General features: G+C 73.5%; 15 protein-coding genes and 1 tRNA gene. 2 read left to right on the top strand and 14 right to left on the bottom strand.

Annotated elements, in window-relative coordinates:
• Positions 1-8 precede the first annotated feature (8 nt).
• The 5 genes from BJY28_RS09475 to rpmE form a co-directional block, all read right to left on the bottom strand.
• Complete coding sequence (locus BJY28_RS09475) at positions 9-1,283, bottom strand: serine hydroxymethyltransferase (protein WP_179462788.1); 1,275 nt, start codon at positions 1,281-1,283, stop codon at positions 9-11.
• Positions 1,280-2,143, bottom strand: coding sequence for an L-threonylcarbamoyladenylate synthase (locus BJY28_RS09470; RefSeq protein ID WP_179462787.1), 864 nt, complete (start codon positions 2,141-2,143; stop codon positions 1,280-1,282). The genes BJY28_RS09475 and BJY28_RS09470 overlap by 4 nt, the downstream gene beginning before the upstream one ends.
• Positions 2,144-2,192: 49 nt before the next feature.
• Positions 2,193-3,059 (bottom strand): peptide chain release factor N(5)-glutamine methyltransferase, encoded by an 867-nt coding sequence (prmC, locus tag BJY28_RS09465; protein WP_179462786.1) that lies wholly within the window; start codon positions 3,057-3,059, stop codon positions 2,193-2,195.
• Positions 3,052-4,131 carry a peptide chain release factor 1 gene (gene prfA / locus BJY28_RS09460; protein ID WP_179462785.1) on the bottom strand — a complete coding sequence of 360 codons (1,080 nt, stop codon included), beginning with the start codon at positions 4,129-4,131 and terminating at the stop codon, positions 3,052-3,054. The genes prmC and prfA overlap by 8 nt, the downstream gene beginning before the upstream one ends.
• Positions 4,132-4,409: 278 nt before the next feature.
• On the bottom strand, positions 4,410-4,625 hold the full coding sequence (rpmE, locus tag BJY28_RS09455; RefSeq protein WP_179462784.1) for a 50S ribosomal protein L31: 216 nt from the start codon (positions 4,623-4,625) through the stop codon (positions 4,410-4,412).
• Positions 4,626-4,865: 240 nt separating this feature from the next.
• On the opposite strand from rpmE, the gene BJY28_RS09450 reads away from it, so the two are divergent.
• Positions 4,866-5,450 (top strand): GNAT family N-acetyltransferase, encoded by a 585-nt coding sequence (locus tag BJY28_RS09450; RefSeq protein ID WP_179462783.1) that lies wholly within the window; start codon positions 4,866-4,868, stop codon positions 5,448-5,450.
• Positions 5,451-5,507: 57 nt separating this feature from the next.
• On the opposite strand, the gene rho is transcribed toward BJY28_RS09450, so the two are convergent.
• The 6 genes from rho to argS all read right to left on the bottom strand — a co-directional run bounded on the left by rho (position 5,508) and on the right by argS (position 14,286).
• On the bottom strand, positions 5,508-7,508 hold the full coding sequence (gene rho, locus BJY28_RS09445) for a transcription termination factor Rho (protein ID WP_179462782.1): 2,001 nt from the start codon (positions 7,506-7,508) through the stop codon (positions 5,508-5,510).
• A 205-nt stretch (positions 7,509-7,713) separates the two neighbouring features.
• Positions 7,714-8,664 carry a homoserine kinase gene (gene thrB, locus BJY28_RS09440; protein ID WP_343037041.1) on the bottom strand — a complete coding sequence of 317 codons (951 nt, stop codon included), beginning with the start codon at positions 8,662-8,664 and terminating at the stop codon, positions 7,714-7,716.
• Between the two features lies 1 nt (position 8,665).
• Complete coding sequence (gene thrC, locus BJY28_RS09435; RefSeq protein WP_179462781.1) at positions 8,666-9,766, bottom strand: threonine synthase; 1,101 nt, start codon at positions 9,764-9,766, stop codon at positions 8,666-8,668.
• Between the two features lies 1 nt (position 9,767).
• Positions 9,768-11,162 (bottom strand): homoserine dehydrogenase, encoded by a 1,395-nt coding sequence (locus BJY28_RS09430; RefSeq protein WP_179462780.1) that lies wholly within the window; start codon positions 11,160-11,162, stop codon positions 9,768-9,770.
• Positions 11,162-12,625, bottom strand: a complete 1,464-nt coding sequence (lysA, locus tag BJY28_RS09425) for a diaminopimelate decarboxylase (RefSeq protein WP_179464043.1) — start codon at positions 12,623-12,625, stop codon at positions 11,162-11,164. The genes BJY28_RS09430 and lysA overlap by 1 nt, the downstream gene beginning before the upstream one ends.
• A 17-nt stretch (positions 12,626-12,642) precedes the next feature.
• Positions 12,643-14,286: an arginine--tRNA ligase gene (gene argS / locus BJY28_RS09420; RefSeq protein WP_179462779.1), complete on the bottom strand. Its 1,644-nt coding sequence runs from the start codon at positions 14,284-14,286 to the stop codon at positions 12,643-12,645.
• A gap of 233 nt (positions 14,287-14,519) precedes the next feature.
• Here argS and BJY28_RS09415 point away from each other — a divergent pair.
• Positions 14,520-14,592 (top strand) — tRNA-Arg (locus BJY28_RS09415).
• Between the two features lie 225 nt (positions 14,593-14,817).
• On the opposite strand, the gene BJY28_RS09410 is transcribed toward BJY28_RS09415, so the two are convergent.
• The 3 genes from BJY28_RS09410 to BJY28_RS09400 form a co-directional block, all read right to left on the bottom strand.
• A complete protein-coding gene (locus BJY28_RS09410) occupies positions 14,818-15,906 on the bottom strand; it encodes a hypothetical protein (RefSeq protein ID WP_179462778.1) in 1,089 nt (362 codons plus the stop codon).
• Positions 15,907-16,062: 156 nt separating this feature from the next.
• Positions 16,063-16,233 (bottom strand): methionine/alanine import family NSS transporter small subunit, encoded by a 171-nt coding sequence (locus BJY28_RS09405; protein ID WP_179462777.1) that lies wholly within the window; start codon positions 16,231-16,233, stop codon positions 16,063-16,065.
• Positions 16,230-17,867, bottom strand: a complete 1,638-nt coding sequence (locus BJY28_RS09400; RefSeq protein ID WP_179462776.1) for a sodium-dependent transporter — start codon at positions 17,865-17,867, stop codon at positions 16,230-16,232. The genes BJY28_RS09405 and BJY28_RS09400 overlap by 4 nt, the downstream gene beginning before the upstream one ends.
• Between the last annotated feature and the right edge of the window lie 49 nt (positions 17,868-17,916).

Genomic DNA, 17,916 nt, shown 5'->3' with positions numbered 1-17,916 from the left:
GGCTCGGCTCAGCGGGGGTAGGCCGGGAAGGCCTCGACCAGCTCGGTGACCGTGCCCCGCACCTGCCGGGAGACCTCGTGCTCGGGGTCGGCGTCCCCCTTCGTCACGGCGGTGTGGATCAGCTCGGCGACGGTGGTCATCTGCTCGGTGCCCATCCCCTGGGTGGTGAGGCACGGGGTGCCGACCCGGATCCCGGAGGCCACCGACGGCTTCTGCGGGTCGTTGGGGATGGCGTTCTTGTTGAGCACGATGCCGGCCGCGTCGCAGCGGGCCTCGGCGTCGACGCCGGTCACCCCGACCCCCTGGAGGTCGAGCAGGGCCAGGTGGGTGTCGGTGCCGCCGGTGGTCGGGCGGATGCCCCGCTCGGCCAGCCCCTGGGCCAGCACCTTCGCGTTCTCGACGACCTCGGCGGCGTAGCGCTGGTACTCCGGCGTCGCGCACTCCTTGAAGTTCACCGCCTTCGCCGCGACGGTGTGCATCTGCGGGCCGCCCTGCATCATCGGGAAGACCGCCTTGTCGATGGCCTTGGCGTGCTCCTCCTTGCAGACCAGGGCGCCGGAGCGGGGGCCGCGCAGCACCTTGTGCGTGGTGAAGGAGACGACGTCGGCGTGCGGCACCGGGCTGGGGATCGCCTGGCCGGCGACCAGACCGATGAAGTGGGCGGCATCCACCCACATGATGGCGCCGACCTCGTCGCAGATCGCCCGGATCCGCTCGAAGTCGATGAGCCGCGGGATGGCCGAGCCGCCGGAGAGGATGACCTTGGGCCGGTGCTCCTTGGCCAGGCGCTCCATCTCGTCGTAGTCGATGTCCTCGGTCTCCGGGTCGACGCCGTAGTGCACCGCGTCGAACCACTTGCCGGAGAAGGAGACCTTGGTCCCGTGGGTAAGGTGCCCGCCGTGCGGCAGGGACATCGCCAGGATCGTCTCGCCCGGGTTGAGGAAGGCGCCGTACACCGCCTGGTTCGCGCTGGCCCCGGAGTGCGGCTGGACGTTGGCGTGCTCGGCCCCGAAGAGCTCGCGGCAGCGGGCGATGGCCAGCTCCTCGGCCTTGTCCACCTCGCTGCAGCCGCCGTAGTAGCGCCGGCCGGGGTAGCCCTCGGCGTACTTGTTGGACAGCGTGGAGCCCAGCGCGGTGAGCACCCGCGGCGAGGAGAGGTTCTCGCTGGCGATGAGCTGCAGGCCGGAGCGGATCCGGTCCAGCTCGGAGAGCAGGATCCCGGAGATCTCCGGGTCGAAGGAGCTCAGCGCGTCGAAGTCGGAGCCGTAGAAGGTGTCGGTCATCGTGCGGTGTCCTCCGTGTCGGGGTGCTCGCTGCCAGGTGTCTCGGTGTCGGGCGTCTGGCCGTCGGGCGTCTCGGTGTCGGGCGTCTCGGTGCCGGGCGTCTCGGTGTCAGGCTGATCCTGCCACTGCTCGTCGTCGCTGTCCGGGTCGTCCGCGGTCGGCTCGCTGTCGGTCGGCTCGTCCGTGTCCGCGCTCGGCTCCCCGTCGCGGCGCAGCGTGACGTCCCCGAGCAGCTCGCGGATCTCGCTGATCGGCAGGGCTCCCTCGCGCAGCAGCACCGGCGCGTCGCCGGTGCAGTCGAGGATGGTCGAGGGCTGCACGTCGACGCGCGGGCCGCCGTCGAGGTAGACCTCGACCGCCGAGCCCAGCTGGGCGGCCGCCTCGATGACGCTGGTCGCCGCCGGCTGGCCGGTGCGGTTGGCGCTGGTCACCGCCATCGGGCCGGTCACCCGGAGCAGCTGCAGGGCCACCTCGTCGTCCGGCATCCGCAGCGCGACCGTGCCGTCGGTCTCGCCGAGGTCCCAGTGCAGCGACGGCTGCGCGTGCAGCACGAGGGTCAGCGGACCGGGCCACAGCTGGTCGATGAGCTCACGGGCCCACGGCGGCACCTCGCGGGCCAGCCCGTCGACGGTGCGCTGGTCCGGCACGAGGACCGGCGGGGGCATGTCCCGGCCACGGCCCTTGGCGTCCAGGACCGCGGCGACGGCCTCCGGGGAGAAGGCGTCGCAGCCGATCCCGTAGACGGTGTCGGTGGGCAGGACGACGACCTGGCCGGCGCGGACCGCGCCGAGGGCGACGTCGATGCTGTCGGCGCGCGCCTCCTCGCTGGCCTGGCTGGTGGCGTCGACGACGGGGCTCATGGGCTCCAGGGTAGGGCCCGCGGTCGACCCCCTTCGCCACGGCCGCCGGTCAGCGGGCCGGTGCGGTCGCGGTGACCGTGCGCGGGCGGTCGGCGAGGTCGAGGTGGTCGCGGACCTCCAGCCACCCGGCGTCACGCAGCGCCTGCGGCAGGCTCTCGCCCTGGGAGTCGGCGTGCTCCATGACCAGGCGACCACCCTGACGCAGCAGGTGCCCGGCGCGGTCGGCCACGGCGAGCGGGACCGCCAGCCCGTCGGCGCTGCGGCCGAAGAGCGCCACGTGAGGGTCGTGGTCGCGCACCTCGACCTCGCGCGGGACCATCCCGTCGGGGATGTAGGGCGGGTTGGCGACGACGACGTCGACGGTGCCGTCGAGCTCGGTCAGGGCCGTCGTGGCATCGCCCAGGCGCAGGTCGACCGGCAGGGACGTGCGCTCGCGGTTGCGCTGCGCCCAGGCGTTCGCGTCCGGGTCGAGCTCGACGGCGTGCACCCGGGCTCCGGGGACCTCGTCGGCGACGGCCAGGGCGATGGCGCCGGAGCCGGTGCACAGATCGACGACGACCGGCGCCTGGCCCGCCGACCGGGCGGCGGCGATCGCCAGCCCGGCGGTGCCCTCGGTCTCGGGGCGGGGGACGAAGACCCCCGGGCCGACCGCGAGCTCCAGGCGCCGGAAGGGGGCGACCCCGGTGAGGTGCTGCAGCGGCTCCCGTCGGGCGCGGCGGGTGAGCAGGGCCTCCAGCGGCGCGGCGGCCTCGGCGGGCAGCTCGTGCCCGAGCAGCGCGCGCCGCTCCACCTCGCCGCGGTCGGCGTCGAGGACGTGCCCGGCCAGCAGCAGGGCGTCGGCGCGCGGGGTGGCCACCCCCGCCCCGGACAGCTGGGCCGTGGCCCGGTCCAGCCAGGCGCGCAGCGGCTCAGTCATCGGCGACGGCGGCCAGCCGCGCGGTTTCGTCGGCCTCGACCGCCGAGTCCACGACCGGGTCGAGGTCGCCGTCGAGCACGGCGTCGAGGTTGTGGGCCTTGAAGCCGGTGCGGTGGTCGCTGATCCGGTTCTCCGGGAAGTTGTAGGTGCGGATCCGCTCGGAGCGGTCGACGGTCCGCACCTGGGAGGCCCGCGCCTCGGCCTGCTCGGCCGCCGCCTCGTCCGCGGCCAGCTGGTGCAGCCGGGCGCGCAGCACCCGCATCGCCGACTCCTTGTTCTGCAGCTGGGACTTCTCGTTCTGGCAGGAGACGACGACCCCGGTGGGCAGGTGGGTGATCCGCACCGCGGAGTCGGTGGTGTTGACGCTCTGCCCGCCCGGGCCGCTGGAGCGGTAGACGTCGATCTTGAGGTCGTTCGGGCCGATCTCGACCTCGGCGACGTCGCCGACGTCGGGCATCACCCAGACCCCGGCGGCGGAGGTGTGGATCCGCCCCTGGCTCTCGGTGACCGGGACGCGCTGCACCCGGTGCACGCCCCCTTCGTACTTCAGGCGGGCCCACGGCGCCTCCCCCGGCGCCGGCGTGCCCCGGGCGCCGACGACGACCCGGACGTCCTTGTAGCCGCCGAGGTCGGCCTCGGTGGCGTCCAGCACCTCGGTGCGCCAGCCGCGGCGCTCGGCGTGCCGCAGGTACATCCGGACCAGGTCGCCGGCGAAGAGCGCGGACTCGGCGCCCCCCTCGCCCGCCTTGACCTCGAGGATGACGTCTCGCTCGTCGTCGGGGTCGCGCGGCACCAGCAGCCGGCGCAGGGTGTCCTCGGTGGCCGCAACGTGCTCCTGCAGCGCCGGGATCTCCTCGGCGAAGGTGGGGTCCTCGGCGGCCAGCTCGCGGGCGACCGTCAGGTCGTCGGTGGCGGCGGTCCAGGCGGCGTAGGCGGTGACCACCGGGGTCAGCGCGGCGTAGCGGGAGTTGACCTCGCGGAGCCGGTCGGGGTCACCGACCACCTCGGGGTCGGCCAGCCGGGCCTCGAGCTCGGCGTGCTCGGCCACGACGGCACGTGCGGACTCCAGCACGGACCCTCTCCTTCCTCTCCGGCGGCCACGGGTGCCACCACCCACTCCACCGATCGTCCCCCACCCTCCGCAAAAGCCCGGGCAGTTGCGCACCCTCCCATGCAAGAGCCCGGGCAGTTGCGCACCCTCCCGCGCAAAAGCCCGGGCAGTTGCGCAACCCGGCGCATTTGCCCGGGCAGTTGCGCAACCTGGCGAGAGCTTGCCCGGGTGGGTGGGCGAAGGGGGTGGACGACGAACGCGCCGGCCGCCCGAAGGGGGCGACCGGCGCGTCGTGGGCCTTACTTGGCCGAGGTCTTGGCGTACCGCTTCTGGAAGCGGGCGACCCGGCCGCCGGTGTCCATGATCTTCTGCTTGCCGGTGTAGAACGGGTGGCAGTTGCTGCAGATCTCGGCGTGGATCGAGCCGCTGGCGGCGGTGCTGCGGGTGGTGAAGGTGTTCCCGCAGGTGCAGGTGACGGTGGTCTCGCCGTAGGCGGGGTGGATGTCCTTCTTCACGGATGCTCCTCGTCGTGTCTCTGGTCCGGGTCGGCGCTGCACGTCTGCTGGTGCTCTGCAGTGCGGCGATCGGTCGTCGCGTGCCGTGAACCGGACCAACGGTGAAGTGTGCCAGAGCAGGGCACGCTCTCCCAAACGCCCGCAGCCCGCCAGATCTTCCCGACAGGATGCGTCCGCCGACGAGAAGGCGCGGAGACCGCCGGGGTCCCGGCCGTCGGTGTCCCCCGGCATGATGGAGGCATGACACCGCGCCCGCCCCGCCCGCCGCTCCCCCGGCGTCGCGACCGGACCGCCGGCGAGGTGCCGGGCCCGGTCGAGGGCTCGGTCGTCCGGCCGGCCCGGGCGGCCGACATCGCCACCATCGTCACGCTGCACGGGATCATGGCCGAGGCCGTCGGCGGCCCGACCGAGATGGTCGCCGCCGCCGACTGGCAGCAGCAGGCCGCCCGGTGGCTGCAGCTGCACCTGGCCGACGAGCGGGTCCGGGTGGTCGTCGCCGAGGTGCACGGGGTGGTCGTCTCCTGCGCGCTCGGCCAGGTGCTGGACCACCTCCCCTCGCCGGACGACCCCGGTGAGCAGCGCGGTCTGGTCAGCACCGTCGTCACCTTCCCGGCGCACCGACGGCGCGGGCACTCCGAGGCCTGCACCCGCGAGCTGCTGACGTGGTTCCGCGAGCAGACCGAGGTCCAGGTCGTCGAGCTGGCCGCGGGCGAGCGTGGGGTCGAGCTCTACGAGCGGCTCGGGTTCACCGCGGCCGAGCCGCTGCGGCTGGAGCTGCGCCTGGACCGCCTGGCGACGGAGAACGGTCCAGCCGAGGAGGGGTGAACGACGGCCCCGCGACCAGGAGGTCGCGGGGCCGTCGTCGCAGGGTGGAGCGGGCGGTCAGGCCTGCTCGTCGTCCGGCAGCTTCATCGAGCTGGTCTGCTGCACCTGCATGAGGAACTCGTAGTTCGTCTTCGTCTTGCGCAGGCGGTCCAGCAGCAGCTCGACACCCTGCTGGGTGTCCAGCGCGGCGAGCACGCGGCGCAGCTTCCACATGATCTTCAGCTCCTCCGGGGCGAGCAGGATCTCCTCGCGCCGGGTGCCGGAGCCGTTGATGTCGACCGCCGGGAAGATCCGGCGGTTGGCCAGGCCACGGTCGAGCTTGAGCTCCATGTTGCCGGTGCCCTTGAACTCCTCGAAGATCACCTCGTCCATCCGCGAGCCGGTCTCGACCAGCGCGGTGGCGAGGATCGTCAGCGAGCCGCCGTTCTCGATGTTCCGGGCCGCGCCGAAGAACTTCTTCGGCGGGTAGAGGGCGGCCGAGTCGACACCGCCGGAGAGGATGCGCCCGCTGGCCGGGGCGGCCAGGTTGTAGGCGCGCCCGAGCTTGGTGATCGAGTCGAGCAGCACGACGACGTCGTGGCCCATCTCGACCAGGCGCTTGGCCCGCTCGATGGCCAGCTCCGCGACGGTGGTGTGGTCGTCCGCCGGACGATCGAAGGTGGAGGCGATGACCTCACCGTTGACCGCCCGCTGCATGTCGGTGACCTCCTCCGGGCGCTCGTCGACCAGGACGACCATGAGGTGGCACTCGGGGTTGTTGGTGGTCACCGCGTTGGCCAGCGACTGCATGACCATCGTCTTGCCGGCCTTGGCCGGGGCGACGATGAGACCGCGCTGACCCTTTCCGATCGGCGCCACCAGGTCGATCATCCGGGTGGTCAGCACCCCGGGCTCGGTCTCCAGACGCAGCCGCTCCTGCGGGTAGAGCGGGGTGAGCTTGCCGAACTCGGCCCGGCGCTTCGCGTCGTCCGGGGTCATCCCGTTGACGGTCTCGAGCTTGACCAGCGGGTTGTACTTCTGCCGGTTGCCCTTGCCACCGACGCTCTGCTGCTCCTCGCCCTCGCGGGTGGCCTTGACCTGCCCGGTGACGGCGTCGCCCTTGCGCAGTCCGTTGCGCCGGACCATCCCCAGCGGGACGTAGACGTCGTTGGCGCCGGAGAGGTAGCCGGAGGTGCGGACGAAGGCGTAGTTGTCCAGGACGTCGAGGATGCCGGCCACCGGGACGAGCACGTCGTCCTCGGAGACCTGCGGCTCGGTCTCGTCCGGCTGCCCGCCGCCGCGCCGCTTGTCGCGGTTGCGGTTGCGGCCGCGCCCGCGACGGCGGCGACCGCCGCCGTCGTCGTCGCGGTCGTTGCCGCGGTTGCCGCCCTGGTTGTCCTGCTGGTCGCGGTCCCCGCCACCCTGCTGGTTGCGGTCGCGGTCCTGGTTGCGGTCGCGGTCCTGGTTGCGGTTGCCGCCCTGCTGGTCGCGGTCCTGGTTCCGGTCGCCGCCGCCCTGGTTGCGATCGCGGTCCTGGTTGCGGTCACCGCCCTGCTGGTCGCGGTTCCCACCGCGGTCGTTGCCGCGGTTCCCGCCCTGCTGGTCGCGGTCGCCGCCGCCCTGCTGGTCACGGTCGCGGTCGTTCCCGCGGTTGCCGCGGTTCCCGCCCCGCTGGTCGCGGTCGCCGCCGCGGTCGTCGCCGCCCTGCTGGTCACGGTCCGGCGTCTCGGCCTGGTCGGCGCCGGCGGCGGGCGCAGGCTGCTCGGGGGCGGACCCGGTGGCCGCGGCCTCGTCCGCTCCGCTCGGCGCGGGCGCGGCGGGGTCCCCGCCCGTCGAGGCGGGCTTCTCGCCCTTCGCCTCGGTCGTGGTGCCGCTGCTCCCGGACTGCTGCGCCCGGATGGCGGCGACGAGGTCGCTCTTGCGCATCTTGGCGGTGCCGGTGATGCCCATGCTGGAGGCCAGCGACTGGAGCTGGGCGAGACGCATCGAGCTGAGCGCGCCGGATCGCCGGGGCTGCTCGGGGGCGCCGGAGGCCTCGGCCTCGGGCGCCGTGGTCTCGCCGGTGGTGGTGTCTGTCACGAAGGATCCTTCCCCTCGTTCGCGAGGCCGCCGAGATCACGGCAGGCCTGATGTCACCCGTCAAGCCGGGTTCTGGAGGAATCCACGACGTCCTCGACGCGCGCGAACCGGGCGCCGGTCGTGGGATGAGAGCTCCTGGTCCTCACGGCCGCAGACCCTCGATCGAGGATGCCGCGCACCGGGGCGGTGGAGCATCCTCAATGTATCACTGAACCTCGTGGACGCCGCACGTGGGCACGCCGGGAGCCAGCACCCGCCACCGGTCTCCGGCCAGGTCAGCGATCTCGGCACGGGCCTGCTCCCCCGCGGTGGTGAGCACGAGCACCGACGGCCCGGCACCGGAGATCGTCGCCGCGTGGCCGGCTGCCCGTAGCGTGTCCAGCAGCGCCATCGACGGCGCGTAGCTCGCTCGCCGCGCCTCCTGGTGCAGCAGGTCGGTGGTGCCGGCCATGAGCGCGGACGGGTCGGTGGTGAGGGCGTGCACGAGCATGGCGCCGCGCGCCGTGCTGGCCGCGGCGGTCTCCAGGGCGACCGAGGGCGGCAGCACCGCGCGCGCCGTCGTCGTGCTCAGCGTCGCCTCGGGCACCAGCACCACGGCGCCGAGGTCCGGGTGCAGCGCCAGCGGCACCGTGGTGGTGGCCGGCGAGCCGCCGGCGCCGTCGACCGGCTCGGTGACCGAGAGGGTGGCCCCGCCGAAGACGCTGGCCGAGGCGTTGTCGGGGTGCCCCTCGAGCGCGCTGGCGAGCTCGTTGACGACGTCGAGGTCCAGCAGGCCCTGCGCCGGGGCGACCAGCCCGGACCGGGCGGCCAGCCCGTAGGCCAGCGCGGTCCCGGTGACGATCGCCGTGGCCGAGGAGCCCAGGCCGCGACCGTGCGGCACCCCGTTGCGGGTGCGCAGGCTCAGCCCGGCCGGCGGCTGGACGCCCAGCCGCCGCCACATCGCGTGCATCGAGCGCACCACCAGGTGCTGCTCGTCGCGCGGCACCGCCTCGGCACCCTCGCCGGTCGCCTCGACGTGCAGGCCGGGCTCGCCCTCGACGGTGGCGGTGGCCTCGTCCCACAGGCCGAGGGCGAGACCGACGCAGTCGAAGCCAGGACCGAGGTTGGCGCTGCTGGCCGGGACACGCAGGGTGACCGAGGAACCGGTGGTCAGCACCTCAGCCCTCGAGCCCGAGGGCCTGGGCGACGGCGAAGGCCTCGGCCGGCACCCGCACCGGCTCGACCTCGCTGCCGTCGGCCTGCCGCAGCGCCCACTGCGGGTCCTTGAGGCCGTGGCCGGTGACGGTGCACACGACCAGCGCCCCGGAGGGCACCTCGCCGGCGGCGTGCGCCTTGAGCAGACCGGCGACCGAGGAGGCCGACGCGGGCTCGACGAAGATGCCCTCCTCGGCGGACAGCAGGCGGTGCGCCGCGAGGATCTCCTCGTCGGTCACCGACTCGATGCGCCCCCCGGACTCGTCGCGCGCCGCCTCGGCCTGCTCCCACGAGGCGGGCTTGCCGATCCGGATGGCGGTGGCGATGGTGTCCGGCTCGTCGACCGGGTGGCCGAGCACGATCGGCGCCGAGCCGGCCGCCTGGAAGCCCCACATCTGCGGTCGCTGGGTGGCCACCGCCGGCAGCGTCCCGCCCACGCCCGGGGTCTCGGTGGCGTACTCGCCGTACCCCTTCCAGTAGGCGGTGATGTTGCCGGCGTTGCCGACCGGCAGGCAGTGGATGTCGGGGGCGTCGCCGATCGCGTCGACGACCTCGAAGGCTGCGGTCTTCTGCCCTTCGATCCGGGCCGGGTTGACCGAGTTGACCAGCTCGACGGGGTAGGCCTCGGCCATCTTGCGGGCGACGTCGAGGCAGTGGTCGAAGTTGCCGTCGACCTGCAGCAGGGTGGCGCCGTGGGCGACCGCCTGGCTCAGCTTGCCCATGGCGATCTTGCCCTCGGGCACGAGCACCGCGCAGGTCATCCCGGCCTTGGTCGCGTAGGCGGCGGCCGAGGCGCTGGTGTTGCCGGTGGAGGCGCAGATGACCGCGCGGGCGCCGTTGGCCGCGGCCACCGACATCGCCGTGGTCATCCCACGGTCCTTGAAGGAGCCGGTCGGGTTGAGCCCCTCGTACTTCACGTGCACCCGGGCGCCGACGATCTCGGAGAGGCGAGCCGCGGGGATGAGCGGGGTGCCCCCTTCGCGCAGGGTCACCACGGGCGCCCCGGCGAGCATCGGCAGGCGCTCGGCGTACTCGGGGACGACCCCGCGCCACTGGTGGGCCATGTCAGCTTCCTTCCACGCGAAGCACCGAGGTGACCTCGCGGACGATGTCCAGCTCGGCCAGCGCGTCCACGGTGGCCGAGAGCGCCGCGTCCTCGGCGCTGTGGGTGACGATCACCAGGGCGGCCCGCGGCGGGGTCGGGGTGCCGTCCTCGTCCTCGGTGACCACCTGCTGGCGGACGGTCTCGATGCTCACCTCGTGCGCGGCGAAGACCTGCGCCACCTTGGCGAGCACGCCCGAGCGGTCGGCCACGTCGAGGCTGACGTGGTAGCGGGTGCGGGCGCGGCCCATCGGCAGCACCGGCAGGTCGGCGTAGGCGCTCTCCCCCGGTCCCTTGCCGCCGGCCACCCGGTGACGGGCCACCGCGACGACGTCCCCGAGGACCGCGCTGGCGGTGGGGTCGCCGCCGGCGCCCTGGCCGTAGAACATCAGCTCGCCGGCGGACCCGGCCTCGACGAAGACGGCGTTGAAGGCCTCGCGCACCGACGCCAGCGGGTGCCCGAGCGGGATCATCGCCGGGTGGACGCGGACCGAGATCCCCTCTCCCCCAGACTCGTCGACGACCGTGCGCTCGCAGATCCCGAGCAGCTTGATGACGCAGCCCATCTCCTTGGCGGCCGCGATGTCGCCGGCGCTGACCTCGGTGATCCCCTCCCGGTGCACGTGCTCGATGCCGACCCGGGTGTGGAAGGCCAGCGAGGCGAGGATGGCCGCCTTCGCCGCGGCGTCGAAGCCCTCGACGTCGGCCGTGGGGTCGGCCTCGGCATAGCCCAGCGCCTGCGCCCGCTCCACCGTCTCGGTGAAGCCGGCGCCGGTGCTGTCCATCGCATCCAGCACGAAGTTCGTGGTGCCGTTGAGGATGCCGATGACCCGGTCGATCCGGTCGCCGGCGAGGGAGTCGCGGATCGGGCGGACGATCGGGATGGCGCCAGCCACCGCGGCCTCGTAGTAGAGGTCGACGCCGTGCTCGTCGGCCGCCGCGTAGAGGGTCGGTCCGGCCTCGGCGAGCAGCGCCTTGTTGCCGGTGACCACGCTGGCGCCGTGGGCCATCGCCGAGAGGATGAGCTCCTTGGCCGGGTCGATCCCGCCGATGAGCTCGATGACGATGTCTGCGCGGGTGACCAGCTCGGCCGCGTCGGTGGTGAACAGCGCGGGGTCGACGCCGAGGTCGGCGCGGTCCCGGCCGGCCCGGCGCACGGCCACCCCGACGAGCTCGAGCCGGCGCCCGGTGCGGGCGGCCAGGTCGTCGGCCTCGTGGGTGAGGGTGCGGGCCACGGCGCTGCCGACGGTGCCGGCACCGAGCAGCGCGACGCGCAGCGGCGCGGTCTCGTCCGGGGCCGCGGTCTCGTCCGGGGCCGCGGTCGCGTCCGACGCCGCGGCCGGTGAGAGGTCGCTCATCAGCGGTCCTGGTCCTTCCTGGGGGTGTCGTCGACGTCGAGGGCCAGCAGGTCCTCCACCGTCTCACGGCGCACGATCTCCCGGCTGCGGCCGTCCAGGACGGCCACCACGGGCGGGCGCGGGGTGTGGTTGTACTGGTTGCTCAGGCTGCGGCAGTAGGCGCCGGTGCCCGGCACGGCGATGAGGTCGCCGGAGGCGACGTCGGCGGGCAGGTACTCGTCCATGACGACGATGTCGCCGCTCTCGCAGTGCCGCCCGACGACCCGCACGACGACCGGCGCGGCGTCCGAGGTGCGGTTGGCCAGGGTGCAGCTGTAGTCCGCGCCGTAGAGGGCGGTCCGCACGTTGTCGCTCATCCCGCCGTCCACCGAGACGTAGGTGCGCACCGCGCCGTGGTCGAGGGCGACCGGCTTGACCGTGCCCACCTCGTAGAGGGTGAAGGTGCTCGGCCCGGCGATCGAGCGCCCGGGCTCGATGGAGATCCGCGGCGCCGGGGCCCCCGGGTGCGCCTCGTGGAAGGGCTTGAGCTCGCGCTCGACGAGGTCGGCCATCTGCCGACCGAGGTCGCCCGGGGTCATCGGGTCGTGCTCGGAGGTGTAGGCGATGCCGTAGCCGCCGCCGAGGTCCATCTCCGGCATCGCCAGGCCGTGCTCGTCGGCCACCTCGGCGTGCAGCGTGAGCAGCCGGCGGGCGGCGATCTCGAAGCCGGAGACGTCGAAGATCTGGCTGCCGATGTGGCTGTGCAGACCGCGCAGGTCGAGGACGTCGCCGAGCTCGACGACCCGGGCGATCGCCTCCTTCGCCGCGCCGCTGCTCAGGCTCAGCCCGAACTTCTGGTCCTCGTGCGCGGTGGCGATGAACTCGTGGGTGTGCGCCTCGACGCCGACGGTGACCCGGATCATCACCGGGGCCCGCACGCCGAGCTCGCCGGCGACCCGGGCGACCCGCTCGATCTCCTCCAGCGAGTCCAGCACGATCCGGCCGACCCCGTAGTCCAGGGCCTGGCGGATCTCGGCGACCGACTTGTTGTTGCCGTGCAGCGCCAGCCGCTCCGGCGGGAAGCCGACCCGCTGCGCCACCGCCAGCTCACCGGCGCTGCAGGTGTCCAGCCCCAGGCCCTCCTCCATGATCCAGCGGGCCACCGCGGTGCACAGGAAGGCCTTGCCGGCGTAGTAGACGTGCGCACCGCCGAGCCGGGCGAAGGGGGCGGTGAAGTCCTCCTGGTAGGCCCGGGCGCGGGCGCGCAGGTCGGCCTCGTCGAGGACGTAGGCGGCGGTGCCGTGCTCGGCGGCCAGGTCGGTGGCGCGGACGCCGCCGACGGTGAGGACCCCGTCGGCGTCGCGGCCGACGGTCTGCGGCCAGAGCATCGGCAGCAGCTCCATGACGTCGCCCGGGTAGGGCAGCCACTGCGGCGCGGCGCCGTAGCCGTCGGCGTGCAGGATCCCGGCCTCGTGGGCGCGCATGTTGGTGGCCACCGGACTCACATCCGCTCGGGGGCGGAGACGCCCAGCAGGTCGAGGCCGTTGGCGAGCACCTGGCGGGTGGCGTCGTTGAGCCACAGCCGGGTGCGGTGGGTGTCGGTGATCTCCTCGTCGCGCAGCGGGCGCACGCGGCAGGTGTCGTACCACTTGTGGAACCGGGCGGCGAGGTCCTCGAGGTAGCGCGCCACCCGGTGCGGCTCGCGCAGCTCGGCGGCCTGGGCGACCACCCGGGGGAAGTCGCCGAGGATCGCCAGCAGCGCCGCCTCGGTGGGGTCGCCCAGCAGGGCCGGGTCGAAGCCGTCCTCGCGACGCACCCCGTCCTCGGCGGCCAGCCGGGCGACGTTCGCGGTGCGGGCGTGCGCGTACTGGACGTAGAAGACCGGGTTGTCGTTGCTCTGCTTGCGCAGCTCCTCGCCGTCCAGGCTGAGCGGGCTGTCCGCGGGGTAGCGGGCCATGCTGTAGCGCACCGCGTCGGAGCCGATCCAGGAGACGAGGTCGCGCAGCTCGATGATGTTGCCGGCCCGCTTGGAGAGCTTGGCCCCGCCGAGGTTGACCAGCTGGCCGATCCGGATCTCGATGTTGTGCTGCGGGTCGTCGCCGGCGCAGGCGGCGATGGCCTTGAGCCGGGCGATGTAGCCGTGGTGGTCGGCGCCGAGCAGGTAGATCTTCTCGTCGAAGCCGCGGTCCTTCTTGCTGAGGTAGTAGGCGGCGTCGGCGGCGAAGTAGGTGGGGTTGCCGTCGGCCCGGATCAGCACCCGGTCCTTGTCGTCGCCGAAGTCGCTGGTGCGCAGCCAGACCGCGCCGTCGGCGTCGTCGACGTGGCCCTGCTCGCGCAGCCGCTGCACGGCCTGGGCGACCGCTCCCTGCTCGTGCAGGGCGGCCTCGGAGAACCAGACGTCGAAGTGCACGCCGAAGTCCTCGAGGGTGCCGCGGATGTCGGCCAGCTGAGCCGCGTAGGCGAGCTCGCGGGCGACCGCGAGCGCCTCGTCCTCGGGCAGCTCGAGCAGGTCGGGGCGCTGCTGCCGGACGGTGGCCGCCAGGTCGTCGACGTAGCCGCCGGGGTACCCGCCCTCGGGGGTGGGCTCCCCCTTCGCCCGGGCCAGCACGGAGGCGGCGAAGGTGTCCATCTGCGAGCCGGCGTCGTTGATGTAGTACTCGGAGGTGACGTCGGCGCCGCTGGCCGCCAGCAGCCGGCGCATCGAGTCGCCGAGCGCGGCCCAGCGGGTGTGCCCGATGTGCAGCGGCCCGGTCGGGTTGGCCGAGACGAACTCGACGTTGACGGTGCTCCCGGCGGCGGAGTCGTTGCGGCCGAAGGCGGGCCCGGCCTCGACGATGCTGCGGGCCAGCTCGCCGGCCGAGGCGGCGTCCAGGGTGAGGTTGAGGAAGCCCGGCCCGGCCACGTCCACCGCGGCGATGCCGTCGGTGGCTCGCAGCCGCTCGGCCAGCACGGTGGCGACCTCGCGGGGCGGGCGTCCCGCCCCCTTCGCCAGCTGCAGGGCGAGGTTGGTGGTCCAGTCGCCGTGCTCGCGCTGCTTGGGACGCTCGACGCGGACCTCGTCGGGGACGTCGACGCTCAGCTCGCCGGCCGCGACGGCCTGGGCGAGGGCAGCGCGGATGGCCGCGGACAGCTCTTCGGGGGTCACGGGAGCGCAGTCTATTTCGCGGGTGGCAGGCCCCGCGTGCCGGGCCGCGCCACGAGACGCACCCCGCCGTCCCCACGGCACGCCACCCACCGCCACCGGCTACCACGCAGTAAGTGTCGCGATCACAGCACTTTCTGCGTGGTAGCTCGCGTCGTAGGTGGCGATTCTTCGTCGGGGCGAGCCGGTGCTAGTCTCGGGCGTCGCCAGGCGGGCTCGTTCTCGCAGGGCGACATGCCTCCGTAGCTCAGGGGATAGAGCACTGGTTTCCGGTACCAGGGGCCGCAGGTTCGAATCCTGCCGGGGGCGCAGATCAGGGCCGGTACCCGCGAAGGGTGCTGGCCCTCACCTGTGTCCTGGCCCGCCGCGACCCGCCGGTGTGCGCACCAGGCCTTCCCGCCCAGGCGATCAGCTCGTCAGTGAGCGCATCGCGTCGTCACCGTGACCGGGGAGGCGACGATCTGCGCTCACTCACGATCCGGGCCGGCGAGGTTCACGAGCGCCCGGGCCGCGAAACACCAGGTCGCGAACCGATCAGCCGAGACGGTCGCGAGCCCACAGACGCCGGACGAGCAGCCCGAGGCCGAGCAGCACCAGCGAGGACGCTGCCAGCGCCGGCCAGGCACCGACCCCTGGGGCCGGGCTGTCGGTCTGCACCACCACCGGGACGGCCGGGGTGTCCGCACCGGCGTCGTCCGTCGCGCCGGTCGCCGCGGACCCGTCGTCCGCGGTGCCCGCGCCGTCGCCGGACGCCCCGTCGGCGGCGTCGGCCCCCTCCGTCGAGGCTGAGCCCTGGCCACCCTCGCTGCCGTCGTCGGTCGCGGCCGAGGTGCCGTCGCCGGCGCCGTCGTCGCTCGAGCCGTCGGCGCCGTCGTCCTCCCCGGTGGCGTCCTCGTCGCCGTCCGAGGAGCAGCTGATCGCGGTGGCGGTCGCCGTGTCGAGCTCGTTGCCCGCGCCGTCCTGCAGCACGTACTCGTGCTCGCCCTCGGGCATCGCGACCGCGTAGGTGTCCTCGCTCCCGGCGGTCAGGGTGGTGCCGATGGTCTCCTCGCCGTCGACGAGCACGACGATCTGGGCGTCACCGGAGTCGCTGACCGTGTAGTCGAAGGGGAGCGCCGAGCGTCCGGGGACGACCGGGCTGCTGCAGGTGGGCTCGCCGAAGGTGGCGGTCAGCTCCCCCGCGCCCTCTGCCTGCTGCGGCCAGGCCGTCGCGGCCGGGGCCGGCGAGCCGTCCGGGCAGGCCGGCGCGGTGAAGGTGAGCGCCTCGGCCAGCGGCGGCGCCTGTCCGGCGACCCCCTGGGTGAGCACGTGCTCCCCCGGGCGCACCGGCTCGCCGGTGAAGGTCACGACAGTCTCGCCGAACCCGAAGTCGATCCACGGCTCGTAGTCGGCCTGGTCGTCGATGCCCAGCTGGTACTTGACCGTGGTCGGCTGCTCGCTCGGGTCCTGCGCCTCGGCCAGCTCCCAGCGGATCTGCGGCGAGGGCGCCCCCTCGCTCGCGCAGGTCGAGGTGTCCCAGCCGGTGATGGTGATGCCTGGTGCGGCGTGCGCCGCCGACGCTCCCGCGGCGGTCAGACCGATCGTGGCGGCTCCGACGAGCGCGACCCGTGCCCGGACGTTCATGTGGCTCTCCCCTGCTCCCCTGCTGGCGTGAGGCGCATCATGCCAGGTCACGCGGCGTCGCACGGTCGTTTCCGGAGCAGTCGCAGACCCACGCTCTGCCCTGGTCGACCGGCCCGACCGGCCCGACCGGCCAGCCCGACCGGACAGGTCGCCGGCTCACCCGGCGGCGTGGCGACCGCCCTTCGCCCCTCGGCCGCCCGTCGGCGCCCGACCGGGGCCCTCGTCCCCGGCCGCGTCGCTGCGGCGCAGGTTGACCACGGCGGCGGCCAGGCCACCCCACACGCAGACGACGGCGACGATCAGCATGATGATGGCGGCGGTGCTCATCGGGTCTCCTCCTGGTCGACGGTGCCGTGGGTCTCGGCAGTGCCGTTGGTCGAGGCGTGCGCGTCGGGCACGTCGCGCTCGTCCGGCCCACGAGACGAGGGCTCCTCACCAGGGTCCTCCAGCGACAGGCCCGAGCGCCACGGCAGCAGCGAGAGCAGCACCGCGAGGATCGGCACGACGATGACCACGCCCCAGCCGAAGGTGTTGAGCAGGCTCGCCGGGTAGTCCTCGTACGGCGTCTCCAGGCGGTTCCACAGGTCCTGGCCGAGGATGACCAGCAGCACGAAGGGGACGACCGCCCCGACGAGCACGAACCACCAGCGTCCGAGGTGGATCGAGCTGATCCGGTTCATGTGGTCCGCCAGCGCCGGCAGCGCCCGCCACACGTAGGTCAGCAGCAGCATGGCGACCGCGGCGACGACGAGGATGCCGAAGGAGTTGATCCAGGTGTCCATCGTGTCGAGCACGTAGACACCGCCGGTGGTCCCGAAGAAGAGGCAGCTGATGAGCATCATCGGCAGCCCGACGACGGCGACCGCGACCGGCCGGGTCAGCCCCAGCTTGTCGCGCACCGCCGAGATGACCACCTCGGTGATCGAGATCAGCGAGGTGAGCCCGGCGACGACCAGCGAGCCGAAGAAGAGCAGCCCGATGAGCGCCCCCGCGGGCGCCTCGGAGATGATCGTCGGGAAGCCGACGAAGGCCAGCCCGATGCCGTTGGCGACGACCTCCGAGACCGCCACCCCGGCCGCCTGGGCCATGAAGCCCAGGGCCGCGAAGATGCCGATGCCGGCGAGCACCTCGAAGCCGGAGTTGGAGAAGGCGACCACCGCGCCGGACCCGGTCATGTCGGTCTTGCGGTCCACGTAGGAGGCGTAGGTGATCATGATCCCGAAGCCGACGGAGAGGCTGAAGAAGATCTGACCGAAGGCGGCCACCCACACCGACGGGTCGCCCAGCGCGGCCCAGTCCGGGCTGAAGAGGGCGTCCAGCCCCAGCTCGGAGCCGGGCAGGAAGAGCGCCCGCACCACGAGGACGGCGAAGGCGACGACGAGCAGCGGGATGAAGACGGTGGCCACCCGGCCGATGCCGCCCTGCACGCCGAGCGCCAGCACGGCGAGGGTGACCAGCCAGACGATCACCATGGGGATCATCACGCCCGGCACGACCTCCAGCGTCGGCCCGGGCGTCTCGGCCGCCTGCAGGAAGTCGCCGAAGAGGAAGGCCTCGGGGTCGGCCCCCCAGGACTGGTCGATCGAGAAGCCGGTGTAGCGCACCGCCCAGGCGATGATCGCCGCGTAGTAGACGGCGATCACCGCGCAGATGAGCACCTGCCACCAGCCGAGCCACTCGGCCTTGCGGGAGACCCGTCGAAAGCTCAGCGGCGGCGAGCCGCGCAGCCGGTGGCCGATCGCGTAGTCGAGGAAGAGCATCGGGATGCCGGCCAGCAGCAGCGCGACGAGGTAGGGGACGATGAAGGCGCCGCCGCCCCCTTCGTAGGCCACGTAGGGGAAGCGCCAGATGTTGCCCAGCCCGACGGCCGAGCCGATGGCGGCGAGGATGAAGGCGCGGCGGGTGGAGAAGCCATGCTTCTCCGAGGCCTCGTGGCCCTGGCCTGTGCTCTGGGTGCTCATGGCGCTCCTTGTCCCGGGACGGCCGAGATCACCGGCCGACCGGAGCAAA

The organism is Janibacter alkaliphilus (assembly GCF_013408565.1).
GTDB classification, from domain to species: Bacteria; Actinomycetota; Actinomycetes; order Actinomycetales; family Dermatophilaceae; genus Janibacter; species Janibacter alkaliphilus.
Note: the sequence above shows the minus strand (reverse complement) of the source record. Positions and strands in the feature narration are given on the sequence as shown.

Bases quoted from the DNA above. Each gene is read 5' to 3' on its own strand.
- BJY28_RS09475 (WP_179462788.1), bottom strand. From the start codon at position 1,283: ATGACCGACACCTTCTACGGCTCCGACTTCGACGCGCTGAGCTCCTTC.
- BJY28_RS09470 (WP_179462787.1), bottom strand. From the start codon at position 2,143: ATGAGCCCCGTCGTCGACGCCACCAGCCAGGCCAGCGAGGAGGCGCGC.
- prmC (WP_179462786.1), bottom strand. From the start codon at position 3,059: ATGACTGAGCCGCTGCGCGCCTGGCTGGACCGGGCCACGGCCCAGCTG.
- BJY28_RS09450 (WP_179462783.1), top strand. From the start codon at position 4,866: ATGACACCGCGCCCGCCCCGCCCGCCGCTCCCCCGGCGTCGCGACCGG.
- thrC (WP_179462781.1), bottom strand. From the start codon at position 9,766: ATGGCCCACCAGTGGCGCGGGGTCGTCCCCGAGTACGCCGAGCGCCTG.
- BJY28_RS09430 (WP_179462780.1), bottom strand. From the start codon at position 11,162: ATGAGCGACCTCTCACCGGCCGCGGCGTCGGACGCGACCGCGGCCCCG.
- lysA (WP_179464043.1), bottom strand. From the start codon at position 12,625: ATGCGCGCCCACGAGGCCGGGATCCTGCACGCCGACGGCTACGGCGCC.
- BJY28_RS09410 (WP_179462778.1), bottom strand. From the start codon at position 15,906: ATGAACGTCCGGGCACGGGTCGCGCTCGTCGGAGCCGCCACGATCGGT.
- BJY28_RS09405 (WP_179462777.1), bottom strand. From the start codon at position 16,233: ATGAGCACCGCCGCCATCATCATGCTGATCGTCGCCGTCGTCTGCGTG.
- BJY28_RS09400 (WP_179462776.1), bottom strand. From the start codon at position 17,867: ATGAGCACCCAGAGCACAGGCCAGGGCCACGAGGCCTCGGAGAAGCAT.